The following is a 13543-nucleotide window of genomic DNA, read 5'->3' as shown; positions in this document are numbered from 1 at the left end:
CCCCTACGTTCGGGCCTTCGGCCCTCTCTCCAGGGCGAGCAAAGCGCATGACTATGACTTGGGGGTGTATCAGTTTTAAATCGGCAATATGGGCAAAAGCGTGTCAGTTTTAGATCGGCATTGACAACGCTGAACTTCCTCTAACCGTGGAGCCAGGCATAAACTACATTGCCAAGGTGGAGTTTCGTTCAGAGGCCAAGGCCACTGGATTGAAGTGGCTGCAACGGGCATGGAAGCCACCACCAGGACGGAGATCGCTCTCAAAGACAGTCCCCCGGAAGGGCATTCCAACCGGGTTTGCAGCCATTGCCAGTTCATGCTCAATGCCGTGACGCGATGCACAACCGATCACTTCACCGGCCTGCGCGAGAAGCCGCGCAGGCCGGTGAATTCAGACGCTGGGGCCGCACAGCCAGCCCCCACCATGGACACCTCGCCGAAGGAGACGCGAATGACTACCCAAGGCTTCGTTGCAACTCACGCCAGAGACGCCAAATTCGAGCGCGGGCTTCGATCCTTCTTCGAGTACCGCGACCTGGGGATCAAGGAAGCGACGCAAGGTCGAGTAGTGGCGCACGTCATTCGTGCCGCAGGTGGCACGGAGTTCTCAAGTCAGCCGCACCTCCACCAGACTGAGTTCCAGTTGGTCTATGTGCTGAAGGGCTGGATTGAATTTGAATACGAAGGACAGGGCGTCGTTCGGCTGGAAGCTGGCTCCTGTGTCCACCAACCACCTGGAATCCGCCATCGAGAACTTGGCCACAGCGATGATGTCGAGTTGCTTGAGGTTGTGCTGCCCGCAGACTTCAAGACCGAGGAAGTATCAGCCGTCAACTCATAGCCATAGCGGCGGCGCGAAGAGTGCCAGTTCGAATGCGGGCGCCCCTGATGTGTCATTGCGAAAGCGGGCCCGAAGGCCCGACAGATCCAGTTCCCGATCAACCAGATGACACAGCGCGAACTCGAAGGAACCGGGCAAGACCTGCCGCTCGAAATCCACCGGGATCATCTTCAAACCATAATCAGGGGTCTTGAAGCGCGGCATCGGGAGGCTCCGGCGGGAGATGCCGAATTATACCGGGGGGATTGATGTGCTCGGCGGGAAGGGAGGGTTTTTCTACAGCCTCAACGTGGAGTTAAGGTGCCTACGCGGCTTTTCACGCAGGTTGCCTCGAACGCAGGGTTAGCGAACATTGAGTTCAATGAGTGGTCCCCGCATTCGCTGACCAGGCCCCGATCCAAAGCGACGGGGAACAGATTCCGATTCAAGGCATTTCGCCCAGAGTACCTGTGCCTGCTCCTCGGAGATCTGTTCGGTCGCAGTTGCGAACTCGACAAATCGCTTTATCAGCATGGCAATCACTGCATACGAAAATGAGACAACGTGTGGGAGCACGTAATCTGGGTCTAAGCGACGGAAGCCGTCGTAAGCGAGCTTATCCTCCGAAGCAAGGATGTAGCTCATGAGCAATGCTCGATAGGTTCGATGGGTGTACTTGCTGAAGTCATTGTAGGCGGACCGCAGGCGCTCAAACTGTTTATCCCCGTGATGGGGCTTAATGAATTCTCGAAAAACCCGGTGGGGTATGACCTCGTTCTCGTACCACTTGGCGAGATTAGCCTGTGCCTTCTCTCTGCCGTGGAAGAAGTAGAACGACGCATCCATTGTTTCAACGACATCCCGAAAAAGCCGCGAGACCAAACGATGCCGCTTATCGTTGGTAAGGGCCAATGCGTCCGTCAAAGCGCCTAGCGCGTCAACTTGCAGCATCCACACTGCCTTTTCAGCTGTCCTCTCGTCGCCAGCAAAGGCCCGATCCAATAGTGCGTAGTGCGCCTTTAGCTCACTGAGTACGGCATTGGCTTCGCGCGCAAACTGTTCCTGCCCTCCGTACTCATATGGTTCGGAGAATGCTTCGGCTGGCTGTCGATCCCACACAAAGCTTGGCATACGGACCTGTTCGCTAACGACGCTGTAGAAAAACCCGTTTCCGGGCCGAATCGGGACGTCCGGCCCTCGCCGGCTGAATCAGACACCTCATCTTTCAGTGTCTCCGTTTTCGCATTACCAGATCCCGTCTCATAGCTTTACCGGGCCATCCCGTCCGGTTTCCGCCAATCTATCCCGCATACCCGTGATGCGCCAGCTTTTTGATGTTGTGCACAATGCAGTAGAGCTTCCACTGCCCGTCGACCTTCCTCTTTCCGCGTAAGCTAAAGCGGGTCAGCCGCTTGTTGTGCCGCTTGGCCATAAAGAAGGCAACCTGGCGCGTCTTGGTGGTGTCGGGTTTCCTCAGACACTGGCCACGTAACGCACACGGCAAACAGTCGCGCACAGCTCCGCAGAACTTGATGGCCTTGCGTCCGCCGATCGTCCAGTCCGATCCATTGGAATACAGCCGCTTGCCGGCCAGGCAGATGCAGTGGCTATGGTCGTCCGCGAGCCTGAAATCCTGTGGGCGGAAGCATTGGGTCTTGCTCTTTTTCTTCGACTTGTCCCACAGCGGATCGGGCTTGACCTTGTGTGCTTCCTGCCCGGCGTAGCGTGGATCGCGCGAACGGTACTGGTTGTCGCAGATCCATGCGTCGATGCCGCGCTCGGAAAGGGCCTTGAGGTTTGCTTCCGAGTGATAGCCGGCGTCCGCACAGATGGCCGTCCCGTCGCTTCGGTAGGGCTCGGCGCCTTCGACTGCGCCGAGGAACAGTTCCTGTTCGCTGCCGGTGCCGTGGGCCTGGGCGTCGAGCACGACCTGAGCTTTTGCATCGACCGTGGCAACGCCGGTGTAGCCTTGGATCACGCCCTTGCCGGTGGCCATCTTGGCTGACTCGTTGTCCGTGCGGTTAGAGAGCCTGATCGCACCTTTGGCGCCCTTGCGATCCTCCGAATGCTCGGCAAGCCAAGCGCGGATCCTTGCAGCCTCATGGGTAAGCCGTTCGCGAGTGCGGACGGCGCGCTCGGTCTCAGGGTCGGAAGATGGCCTGGCATCTGCCTGTGCATGCCGATCCATCATCCGCTGTACCGCGGTTTCCATCTTTGCCGCTTCGCGCTCGAAATCGGCCCGCATTCTGCGGCGGTCAAAGGCGTGCCTCGGCCTCGACTCAATCGCAGGCGCTCAACGCGATCGTTTTTCTCTACGACGCGCTACTGAACCAATCGCTCGAAAGAATGATATGGCGAGAACCTACGTGCCGTGACAGGTTCATTCGCGCGCCGATTCGGCAAGCGACAGTGCGCCCTCGCTGCGCACCCATTCGCCGAAGCGGCGCACGTTCTCCGGCGGCTCGGCCAAGGCGTTGATGAGCCAGAAACCGCGCCCCGCGACATCGCGTCGACTATTGCCGAGCGGCACCAACTGGCCTGCGGAAATCAGTCGGTCCACCAGCTGGGTACGGCCGATCGCCACACCCTGACCCGCCACCGCGGCGTGGATCAGCTGATCGTAGTGTGAATAGGTGAGCCGGGCGCGCGGGCTCATGCCTTCGAGCCCGGCAGCGGCCAGCCAGTCGTCCCAGCGCAGCCAGGGGTAGCGCGGGTCGTCGAACTCCAGCAGTGCGACCCGGGACAAGGCATCGCCGTCAAGTTGCACGAGACCCAGCACGGGACTCGCCACCGGCACCACCGATTCGCCGAACAGGCGCTCGGCGCCGGGCGGCGCGTCCTTATCGGCGCAATAACGGATCGCCACGTCGATGCCATCGCGGCGAAGGTCGAGCAGGCGATTGCCGGCAGCGAGACGCACGTCGATGTCGGGATGCAGACGCTGGAACTGTGCCAGTCGCGGCACCAGCCACAGGGTGGCGATGCCGATGCTGGCCGTGACGGTCACCGGCCGCCGCTGCTGGCCGTGCTGCAGCCGCTCTGCAAGTTCGGCGTAATCCATGAGCCAACCTTCGGCCGCGCGCAGCAGCTGTGCGCCGGCGGGGGTAAGGGAGAGCTGGCGGGTGCCACGTTCGAAGAGACGCAGGCCGAGCGCACTCTCGAGGGTCTGGACCTGGCGGCTGATGGCCGACTGGGTAAGGCACAGGTCTTCGGCCGCGCGGGTGAAGGAGAGGTGCCGAGCGGCCACCACGAAACCCCGGAGGGGATCGAGCGGGGGGAGTCTGAGCAGCGGTTCATCCATGCGTTTTTCTCATGAAAATGATGCCGATTCACCGTTTGTACGGAACCGGTCGACTGCCAATACTTCAGGAACGGCAGACGAAAATCCTCTTCTGCCTGATTCGCGACCTTAGGAGGGCCGGACGATGAATGCAAGCATCTCATGCGATAGACGACAGATCGAGGGCCGTCGCAGCCTGATTCTCGAAAATGCCGCGGGCCTCGAGGTGAGTGGCCTGAGCGGTGAAGTCTGGATTACCCAGCACGGCGATTCGCGCGATTTCGTGATCCGCCCCGGAGAGCACCTGTTGCTCGATCGACCCGGCAGCGCGGTGCTGAGCGCGGTCAGGCACGCCGAGGTACTGGTCATCCGCAGGGATGCCACGGCGCGGACGCCGCACCACAGCCTGTGGCGACGCCTCGCCGGGCTCTTGGACCCGCGCTGGAGCGGGGCCGCGCAGCGCAGCATGGTACGCGGCCGCTTCGGGCAAGGATGAGAGAATCGCGGCGGCACCCCGACATTGCGATGGTCGACGCCGCCCGGCGGCTGCGCTACTGTCAGACAAGGCTAACCTCGAGGGACATGGACCATGTTCGGAGAAGCTTTCACGCAGCAGCGCATCCCCGTCGGCGGCGCCGAGATCAATCTGCTGACCGGCGGTGACGGACCGCCGTTGCTGCTCATCCACGGCTATCCGCAGACCCATGCGATGTGGCATCGGCTGGCACCGGAGCTGGCACGGCATTTCACCGTGATCTGCCCCGATCTTCGCGGCTACGGCGACAGCAGCAAACCGCCGGGCGAGCCTGACCACGGCAACTACAGCAAGCGCGAAATGGCCCGCGACCTGGCCGAGGTGATGACCGCGCTGGGCTTCGAGCGCTTCGCGGTGGTCGGCCACGACCGCGGCGCACGGGTCGCCCACCGCCTGGCACTCGATCATCCGGCGCGCATCGAGCGCGCCTGCGTGATGGACATCGCGCCGACACTGCACATGTTCGACCACACCGACCAGGCCTTCGCCACCGGCTACTACCACTGGTTCTTCCTGATCCAGCCCGACGGCCTGCCCGAGCACATGATCGGTGCCGACCCCGGCTGGTTCCTGCGCGAGAAGCTGCGCCGCTGGTCCGCGCCCGGGGCGCATTTCGACGAGGCTGCGGTGGCGGAATACGTGCGCTGCTTTTCGAGCCTCGAGGGCGTGCACGCCAGTTGCGAGGACTACCGCGCGGCGGCCAGCATCGACCTCGAACACGACCGCGCCGATTTCGGCCGGCGGCGCATTGCCTGCCCGCTGCTGGTGCTGTGGGGCGAGCGCGGTTTCGTCAGTCGCAGTTACGATGTACTGACGGTGTGGGGCGAGTATGCCGACGATGTTCGCGGCGCGCCGGTGCCGGGCGGCCATTTTCTGCCCGAAGAGTCGCCCGACGAGGTGTTGCGGCAGCTCCTTCCTTTCCTTTCAAACGCCTGAACCGCAGAGGATCCCTCAATGAGTACGCAGCCCGCGATCGACTTCTGGTTCGAGTTCGCCAGTTCCTATTCCTATCTCTCGGTGATGCGCATCGAAAAGCTCGCCGCCGCGGCCGGGGTGAAGGTGCGCTGGCGCCCCTTCCTGCTCGGGCCGGTGTTCCTGAGCCTGGGCTGGAACGATTCGCCCTTCAACATCTACCCACCCAAGGGGCGCTACATGTGGCGCGACCTCGAGCGCCTGTGCGCACGCTATGGACTGGCGCTGTGCAAGCCCTCGGTGTTTCCGCGCAACGGCCTGCTGGCTGCGCGGGTAGCACTGCTGGGCCAGGACGAGCCGTGGATCGCCGACTTTGCCAAGGCGGTGATGTGCGCGAACTTCGCCGAGGATCGCGAGATCTCTCACCCGGCGGTGATCGGTGCGATTCTCTCGGACCTGGGGCTGCCCGCCGACGATCTGCTGGCGCGCGCCGCAAGCGACGAAAACAAGACCGCGCTGCGCCGCCAGACCGAAGAGGCGGGTGAGCTGGGGGTGTTCGGCGCACCGACCTTTGTGGTGGACAAAGAGCTGTTCTGGGGCAACGATCGCCTCGAGATGGCGCTGGAATGGGCGCTCGAACATGGCTGAGCAGCCTGTCGGGACGCGTGCGGACGGATGCCCGGGCTCGAAATAAAGAAAACCCTGATATACCATCGGGAACGCCGGGTGGTCCACGCGGTCACACCGGGCTGGCATGCGCCGGGAATAAACCCGCAATGCCGGACGTTTACCCGGCGGGCCGCACGTGTGCAATGGCAGCCTTCCACCCTAACCCCCACCGTAAAACAACCGGAGAACACCGATGCAATTTCCCTTCGTCCGCAGCCTGATCGGCGTCGCAGCCCTCACCATCGCCGCCGGCGCGTCCGCCCAGATGAAGCCCGAAGACATGATCAAGATCCGCCAGTCCGGCTACACCTTCATGGCCTGGAACATGGGCAAGATCAAGGCCCAGGTGGTCGACGGCAGCACACCCTTCAACAAGGATCAGGTCCAGGCCGCGGCCAACCTGATCGCCGCCACGGCCAATTCCGGCATGGGCGCGCTCTACGCCCCGGGCACCGACAAGGGCATCGGCTGGCATGAAACCCGCCTCAAGCCCGCGTTCTTCAAGGAGCAGGCCGAGGTGGGCAAGATCGCCAAGAACTTCGTGATGCAGGCCAACGAGCTGCAGAAGGTCGCCGCCACCGGCGATCAGGCCGCCATCAAGGCCCAGTTCGGCGAACTCGGCAAGGCCTGCAAGTCCTGCCACGACAAGTACCGCGAAGAAGAATAAGCGGTCACACCCGCCCGCGCGAGAAGCGCGACATGCAGAACGGCCACCCTCGGGTGGCCGTTGTCGTTATGCGGAGTCCGGCCGCCGGGTCAACCGTGCCTGCGCAGCGGCTCGAGCAGGGCCCGCAAGTCGTTGTGATCGAGCTCGTACATGAGCTCCAGCAGGCGACCGAGTTCGCCGCGCGGAAAGCCCTCGCGCGCGAACCAGCCCAGGTAATGGCCCGGCAGATCCGCGATCACGCGGCCCTTGAACTTGCCGTAGGGCATCTCCAGCGAGAGCAGGCGTTCGAGATCCTGCGGATTCATCGCCGCGATCACCAAGCGGGCGTTTCGACCGGCGGTGGCGGGGGTGGGACAATGCCGCCCGACGCCGCCCAGGCCGCGCCACCGGCAATCGCCAGTGCCACCACCAGGGCAATGATGCCGCCGCCGCGGGCCGATTCGACGCTGTGCTCGCGCACCTGCTTTTCGCCGGTGATCATGGGTTTGACGATGTTGTCCTTCTTGACCCGCACGTAATAGACGATGGCCGCGACGTGCAGGCTGATCAGCCCGTAGATGAACCATTCCGCCTGGTTGTGCAGGCCGCTCAGCCAGTCGCTGGTGTCCTTGCCGACAAGCGGGTAGAGCGGTCCGTTGAAGGAGATGTCGTCATTGGCGAACAGACCTGTCGACACCTGGAAGACCAGCAGCCCGAGCAGCGCGAGCACCGACAGCGCGCCGAGCGGATTGTGGCCGACCCCTTTCCAGCGGCCTTGCAGATAGGCGCGGATGGCGCCCGGGCCGCGCACGAAATTGGCGAAACGCGCATAGGTCGAACCGACCAGTCCCCACACGATCCTGAAGGCCAGCAGGCCGACGATGGCGACGCCGATACGGCCATGCCAGACCATTGCGTTGCCACCGATCTTGACCGTGACGATCGCTGCCATCACCAGCAGGAACAAGGACCAGTGGAAAATGCGGGTCGGCAGATCCCACAGGCGGATCTTCTTGATGCTCATGCGTGTTTCTCCTTGCGTTTCCGGGATGCGGCCCTGGCGGGCTCTTTTGGTTTAACACTTCGGGCGCGTATGAATTCCGCGAGGATGCGCCCGGTATGCGAAGCCTTGGTTGCACAGACCTGCTCGACCGGTCCGGCGACGACGATGCGGCCGCCCTCGTCGCCCCCCTCGGGGCCGAGATCGATCAGCCAGTCGGCCTCGGCCATGACGTCGAGGTCATGCTCGATGACCAGCACCGTGTGGCCCGCATCGGCGAGCCGGTGGAGCACCTGGATGAGCTTCTCGACATCCGCCATGTGCAGGCCGACGGTGGGCTCGTCGAGGACGTAGAGAGTGTGCTTCTCCGGCCGCAGTATGCCACCGTCACCCCGTACCTTGGCCAGTTCGGTGACCAGCTTGATGCGCTGCGCCTCGCCGCCGGAGAGGGTCGGGCTGGGCTGGCCGAGGGTGAGGTAGCCGAGCCCGACTTCTTCGAGCAGGCGCAGCGGATGCGCAATGGCGGGGTGTGCGGCAAAGAAGCTCACCGCTTCCTCGACCGGCATCGCCAGCACCTCGGCAATCGTGCGCTCGCGCCAGCGCACCGCCAGGGTCTCGGGGTTGAAGCGGGCGCCGTCGCAGGTCTCGCAGCGTACCTTCACGTCGGGCAGGAAGTTCATCTCGATGGTGACCTGGCCCTGGCCCTCGCAGGTGGGGCAGCGGCCGGCACCGGTGTTGAAGGAGAAGCGGTTGGCCTTCCAGCCACGCAGGCGCGCCTCGTTGGTGTCGGCGAAGAGCTTGCGGATCGCGTCCCAGAAGCCGATGTAGGTGGCCGGGCAGGAGCGCGGTGTCTTGCCGATGGGCGTCTGATCCACCTCCAGCACGCGGCCGACCTGCTGCCAGCCGTCGATCGCGCTGCAGCCGGCGAGCGCCGGCGCGTCGGCGGTTTTGGCGGCGTCCGCGGCAAGCAGCTGACGCATGCCGCTCAGCAACACATCACGGGCGAGCGTTGACTTGCCCGAGCCCGACACCCCGGTGACCACGGTGAGCCGTGCCAGCGGCACCCGCGCATCGACTTTGCGCAGGTTGTGCAGGCTGGCGCCGCGCAGCACCAGCGAGGGATGGTCGTCAGCCACCCCGCGACGCGGCTTCACCGGATGCATCAGCGGCTCGCGGAAACAGCGCCCGGTGGCGGAGTCGGGCGCCGCCATGAGATCGGCGAGCCTGCCTTCGGCCACCACCTGACCGCCGCGCACCCCGGCGCCGGGGCCGAGGTCGATGACATGGTCAGCGCGGCGGATGGTGTCCTCGTCGTGCTCCACCACCAGCAGGGTGTTGCCGCGCGCCTTGAGCGCTTCGAGGGTGTCGAGCAGCAGCCGGTTGTCGCGCGGATGCAGGCCGATGGTCGGCTCGTCGAGGATGTAGCACACGCCGCGCAGGTTGGAACCGAGCTGTGCGGCGAGCCGAATGCGCTGCGCCTCGCCGCCCGACAGGGTGGGCGCGGCGCGGTCCAGCGCGAGGTAGCCGAGGCCCACCTGGTGCAGGAAGTCGAGCCGGCCGCGGATCTCGCTGACCAGGTCGCGGGCGATGTCGGCCTCGCGCGGCGCCAGCACGAGCTCGCCGAAGAACTCGGCGACGCGGTCCACCGGCCTTGCCGCCAACTGGTGGATGCCCAGCTCGCGAAAGCGTACCGCCCGCGCCACCGGATTGAGCCGCGCACCGGCACAGGCCGGGCAGGGCTCCTCGCTCTGCAGCTCGGCTTCGCCGAGATCGAGCGCGTCCGGGTCATCGACCTTGCCGACGGTACGCAGGCCGGTGCCGTAGCAGCTCGGGCACCAGCCGTGCTTTGCGTTGTAGGAGAACAACCGCGGATCGGGCTCGGGGAAGCTGTCGCCGCAGGACGGGCAGGCCCGCAGCGTCGAGAAGGTCACCGGCCGCGCGTCGAGCTCGCCGAGCACCAGCAGCTTGATGACCCCCTTGCCATGCTCGAGCGCAAGCTGCAGCTGCTCGCGCAGCAGCGCCTCGTTCTTCGGTTCCACCACCACCATGCCCACCGGCAACTCGATGTTGTGTTCCTTGTAGCGATCGAGGCGCGGCCACTTGCGCGTCGGCAGGTAGTCGCCATCCACCCGGAGCTGCTCGAATCCCTTGGCCCGCGCCCACTTGGCGAGGTCGGTGTAAAGACCCTTGCGGCTGACGATGAGCGGCGCCAGCAGCTCCACCGAACGACCGCGGAAATCGCTCATGATCTGCGCCGCGATGGCCTCGAAGCTCTGCGGCTTCACCGCCACCTCACACTTTGGGCAGAACTGGGTGCCGAGCTTCACATACATCAGCCGCAGGAAGGGCTGGATCTCGGTGAGCGTCGCCACGGTACTCTTGCGGCCGCCGCGGCTGGTGCGCTGCTCGATGGCGACGGTGGGCGGAATGCCGAAGATGGCGTCCACATCGGGCCGGCTGGCCGGCTGCACGAACTGGCGCGCGTAGGCGTTGAGCGATTCGAGATAGCGGCGCTGCCCTTCGCCGAAGACGATGTCGAAGGCCAGCGTGGACTTGCCGGAACCCGACAGACCGGTGACCACGGTGAAGGCATCGCGCGGGATCTTGAGGCTGACGTTCTTGAGGTTGTGCTCGCGGGCGTGGCGGATCTCGATTGCCGGTGCCGGCAGGTAGCGCGCACGCGGTTCGGCCACTGCCAGCGCGCCGGCCGCGCTGCGGCCCATGTCGGCCAGCTGCGCGGTGTATTCGGCGAGCGCTGCGCCGGTGTGCGAGCCGGCCACGTGCATGATCTCCCCGGGCGTTCCCTCGGCGATCACCCGGCCGCCGCCTTCGCCGCCTTCCGGGCCGAGGTCGATGAGCCAGTCGGCAGCGGCGATCACGTCGAGGTTGTGCTCGATCACCACCAGGGAGTTGTCGGCGCCAAGGAGCTTCTCGAAGGCTCCGAGCAGTCGTGACACGTCTTCGAAGTGCAGGCCGGTGGTGGGCTCGTCGAAGAGGAACAGCATGCGCCCGCCAGCGCCGGTCTTGGATTTGCGCTTGCTCGCCGACTGCGCCGCCAGGGCCAGGTAGCCGGCCAGCTTGAGGCGCTGCGCTTCGCCGCCCGAGAGCGTCGGCACCGGCTGGCCGAGACGCAGGTATTCGAGGCCAACGTCGGCCAGCGGCGCCAGCACGGCAGCTACCCTGGGCTCGTTGGCGAAGAACTGCAGCGCTTCGGAGACGGTCATCTCCAGCACTTCGTCGATGGCGCGGTCCTGCCAGCGCAGCTCGAGGATCTCGGGCCGATAGCGCTTGCCGTCGCAGTCCGGGCAGCGCAGGTAGACGTCGGACAGGAACTGCATCTCGACGTGTTCGAAACCCGATCCGGTGCAGGTCGGGCAGCGTCCGTTGCCGGAGTTGAAGCTGAAGGTGCCCGGCGTGTAACCGCGGGTCTTTGCCTCGGGCAGGGCCGCGAAGAGGTTGCGGATCGCGTCCCAGGCGCCGACGTAGCTGACCGGGTTAGAGCGCGCGCTCTTGCCGATCGCGGACTGGTCGACCATCACCACATCGGCCAGCGCATCGACGCCTTCGAGCGTGTCGAAGTCGCCCGGCGCCTCCCCCGGCTTGCCGAAGTGCTTGCCCAGGGCCGGATAGAGCACGTCCTGGATCAGCGTGGATTTGCCCGAGCCGGAGACCCCGGTGATGCAGACGAGCCGACCGAGCGGGATCGCCACGTCGATGCCGGCGAGGTTGTGCTGGCGGGCGCCGCGCAGGGTCAGGCGCGGCGTATCGATGCTCACCGGACGCGGCTGGCGGCGGGTGTCGACACGCTTGCGCCCCGACAGGTAGGCGCCGGTGAGCGAATCGGTCATGGCCGCGACCTCGGCCGGCGGCGCGAAGGCAACGATCTCCCCGCCACGCTCGCCCGGGCCGGGGCCGATGTCGAGCAGGCGGTCGGCGGCGAACATGAGCTGCGGATCGTGCTCCACCACCACCAGCGAGTTGCCGGCGTCGCGCAGCCGTGTCATGACCCCGAGGATGCGCCCGATGTCGCGCGGATGCAGGCCGATGGAAGGCTCGTCGAGCACGAACAGGGTGTTCACCAGCGAGGTACCGAGCGCGGTGGTGAGGTTGATGCGCTGCACCTCGCCGCCCGAGAGGGTGCGCGACTGGCGGTCGAGGGTCAGGTAGCCGAGGCCGACGTCGGCCAGGAACCTGAGCCGCGAGACGATCTCGCCGAGCAGCAGCTCGGTGGCCTCGTCGATCGGGGCCGGCAGCGCCAGGCTGTCGACAAAGCTGCGAACCCGGTCCACCGGCAGGGCCATGAGCTGATGCACCGCCAGATCGCCGAGGCGCCACAACAAGGCCTCGGGCTTGAGCCGCGCACCGTGGCAGGCCGGGCACTCGGTGTAGCTGCGGTAGCGCGACAGCAGCACCCGGATGTGCATCTTGTAGGCCTTGGTCTCGAGCCACTCGAAGAAATGGCGCACCCCGTACCACTTGCGCGGCCAGGAGGATTCCCAGCTCTTCCAGGCCGGGTCGCCTTCCAGCACCCAGTTGCGGTGTTCTTGGGGCAGGTCGCGGAATGGCACGTCCATTGCCACGCCGTACTTGGCGGCCATCTTGGCCATGTCGAGTTGGCACTCGCGGTAGCTCTCGGTCTGCCAGGGCTTGACCGCGCCCTCGGCGAGGGTCTTCGATTCGTCCGGAATGACGAGTCCAAAGTCGACACCGATGACGCGGCCGAAACCGCGGCAGGTGTCGCAGGCGCCGACCGGCGAATTGAAGGAGAAGAGGCTCGGCGAGGCTTCGGAGTAATGAATGTCGCAGTCGGCGCAGTGCAGGTCGGCACTGTAGCGCCACTCGGTCTCGCCCGCGTCGCCGAGCGCTCGCACCGAGACCCGCCCCTGTCCGACCCGCAGCGCCGATTCGATGGCCTCGACGACGCGGCCCTTGTCGGCGTTGCCGAGCCGGAAGCGGTCCTGCACCACATGCAGCACGTCGCCGTCGCGCGCGTGGATGCGGGTGTAGCCCTGGCGCTCGAGCAGCGCGGTGACCTCGGCCTCGGAATAGTTGGCCGGCACCGTCACCGGAAAGCTCACCACCAGGCGCGGATCGCCGGCATCGGCGGCACGGCGGCCAAGGTCGCGGTGGATGGATTCGGGGTCGTCGCGGCTGACCGGCTTGCCACAGCCACGGCAGTGCAGGTGCGCGGCGCGCGCGTAGAGCAGCTTGAAGTGGTCGGTCAGCTCGGTCATGGTGCCGACCGTCGAGCGCGAGGTCCGCACCGGGTTGGTCTGGTCGATGGCGATCGCCGGCGGGACGCCCTCGATGCGGTCCACCGCAGGCTTGTCCATGCGGTCGAGGAACTGCCGCGCATAGGGCGAAAAGGTCTCGACGTAGCGGCGCTGTCCTTCCGCGTAGAGCGTGTCGAAGACCAGCGAACTCTTGCCCGAACCCGAGACGCCGGTCACCACCAGCAGCTCGCCCAGCGGCAATTCGAGAGAGAGGTTCTTGAGATTGTTCTGGCGTGCGCCGCGGATGCGGATGCTGCGCGGGTCCTGCGTGGATGAAGGCATGAAGGTGGTCGAAGGAGGCAGGGCTGAGACTGAGAGATTGTATTTGTGCACGACGGTTCCGCGACACAGGAAACAACTCTATCCTTGCCGCCCTTTTGCGAAACGCTATTGTATGAATATGAATGG

Annotated in this window: 12 protein-coding genes; 5 read left to right on the top strand and 7 right to left on the bottom strand. The window is 65.2% G+C overall.

Annotated features, from left to right (window positions below):
- Nucleotides 1-229: 229 nt before the first annotated feature.
- Nucleotides 230-841: a cupin domain-containing protein gene (locus GQB03_RS23290; protein WP_235027118.1), complete on the top strand. Its 612-nt coding sequence runs from the start codon at nt 230-232 to the stop codon at nt 839-841.
- Here the strand turns inward: GQB03_RS23290 and GQB03_RS17525 are convergent.
- From GQB03_RS17525 to GQB03_RS17510, 4 genes are all read right to left on the bottom strand, one after another.
- Nucleotides 836-1045 (bottom strand): hypothetical protein, encoded by a 210-nt coding sequence (locus GQB03_RS17525; RefSeq protein ID WP_159692134.1) that lies wholly within the window; start codon nt 1043-1045, stop codon nt 836-838. The two genes, GQB03_RS23290 and GQB03_RS17525, sit on opposite strands and share 6 nt — an antisense overlap.
- 138 nt (nt 1046-1183) lie before the next feature.
- Entirely contained in the window at nt 1184-1951 is a 768-nt protein-coding gene (locus GQB03_RS17520; RefSeq protein WP_159692132.1) for a hypothetical protein, read from the bottom strand.
- A 169-nt stretch (nt 1952-2120) separates the two neighbouring features.
- Nucleotides 2121-3065: a transposase gene (locus GQB03_RS17515; RefSeq protein ID WP_200832281.1), complete on the bottom strand. Its 945-nt coding sequence runs from the start codon at nt 3063-3065 to the stop codon at nt 2121-2123.
- Between the two features lie 135 nt (nt 3066-3200).
- Nucleotides 3201-4121 carry a LysR substrate-binding domain-containing protein gene (locus GQB03_RS17510; protein ID WP_159692130.1) on the bottom strand — a complete coding sequence of 307 codons (921 nt, stop codon included), beginning with the start codon at nt 4119-4121 and terminating at the stop codon, nt 3201-3203.
- 124 nt (nt 4122-4245) lie between these two features.
- Here GQB03_RS17510 and GQB03_RS17505 point away from each other — a divergent pair, with 124 nt between their 5' ends.
- The 4 genes from GQB03_RS17505 to GQB03_RS17490 all read left to right on the top strand — a co-directional run bounded on the left by GQB03_RS17505 (nt 4246) and on the right by GQB03_RS17490 (nt 6883).
- Nucleotides 4246-4596 carry a DUF2917 domain-containing protein gene (locus GQB03_RS17505; RefSeq protein WP_159692128.1) on the top strand — a complete coding sequence of 117 codons (351 nt, stop codon included), beginning with the start codon at nt 4246-4248 and terminating at the stop codon, nt 4594-4596.
- Nucleotides 4597-4689: 93 nt separating this feature from the next.
- Nucleotides 4690-5571 (top strand): alpha/beta fold hydrolase, encoded by an 882-nt coding sequence (locus GQB03_RS17500; protein WP_159692126.1) that lies wholly within the window; start codon nt 4690-4692, stop codon nt 5569-5571.
- A gap of 18 nt (nt 5572-5589) precedes the next feature.
- On the top strand, nt 5590-6195 hold the full coding sequence (locus GQB03_RS17495) for a 2-hydroxychromene-2-carboxylate isomerase (RefSeq protein WP_159692124.1): 606 nt from the start codon (nt 5590-5592) through the stop codon (nt 6193-6195).
- A 214-nt stretch (nt 6196-6409) separates the two neighbouring features.
- Nucleotides 6410-6883 (top strand): c-type cytochrome, encoded by a 474-nt coding sequence (locus tag GQB03_RS17490; protein ID WP_159692122.1) that lies wholly within the window; start codon nt 6410-6412, stop codon nt 6881-6883.
- 89 nt (nt 6884-6972) lie between these two features.
- Here the strand turns inward: GQB03_RS17490 and GQB03_RS17485 are convergent, their stop codons facing one another.
- From GQB03_RS17485 to uvrA, 3 genes are read right to left on the bottom strand one after another with little or no spacing between them, the layout of a single operon-like run.
- Nucleotides 6973-7188, bottom strand: a complete 216-nt coding sequence (locus GQB03_RS17485; protein WP_159692120.1) for a DUF3820 family protein — start codon at nt 7186-7188, stop codon at nt 6973-6975.
- An 8-nt stretch (nt 7189-7196) separates the two neighbouring features.
- On the bottom strand, nt 7197-7886 hold the full coding sequence (locus GQB03_RS17480; protein WP_159692118.1) for a cytochrome b/b6 domain-containing protein: 690 nt from the start codon (nt 7884-7886) through the stop codon (nt 7197-7199).
- A complete protein-coding gene (gene uvrA, locus GQB03_RS17475) occupies nt 7883-13417 on the bottom strand; it encodes an excinuclease ABC subunit UvrA (RefSeq protein WP_159692116.1) in 5535 nt (1844 codons plus the stop codon). Before uvrA ends, GQB03_RS17480 begins: the two co-directional genes overlap by 4 nt.
- Nucleotides 13418-13543: the final 126 nt, after the last annotated feature.

It is taken from the genome of Cognatazoarcus halotolerans (assembly GCF_009800965.1).
Classification (GTDB): domain Bacteria; phylum Pseudomonadota; class Gammaproteobacteria; order Burkholderiales; family Rhodocyclaceae; genus Cognatazoarcus; species Cognatazoarcus halotolerans.
This window is presented reverse-complemented; position numbering and strand designations above follow the sequence as displayed.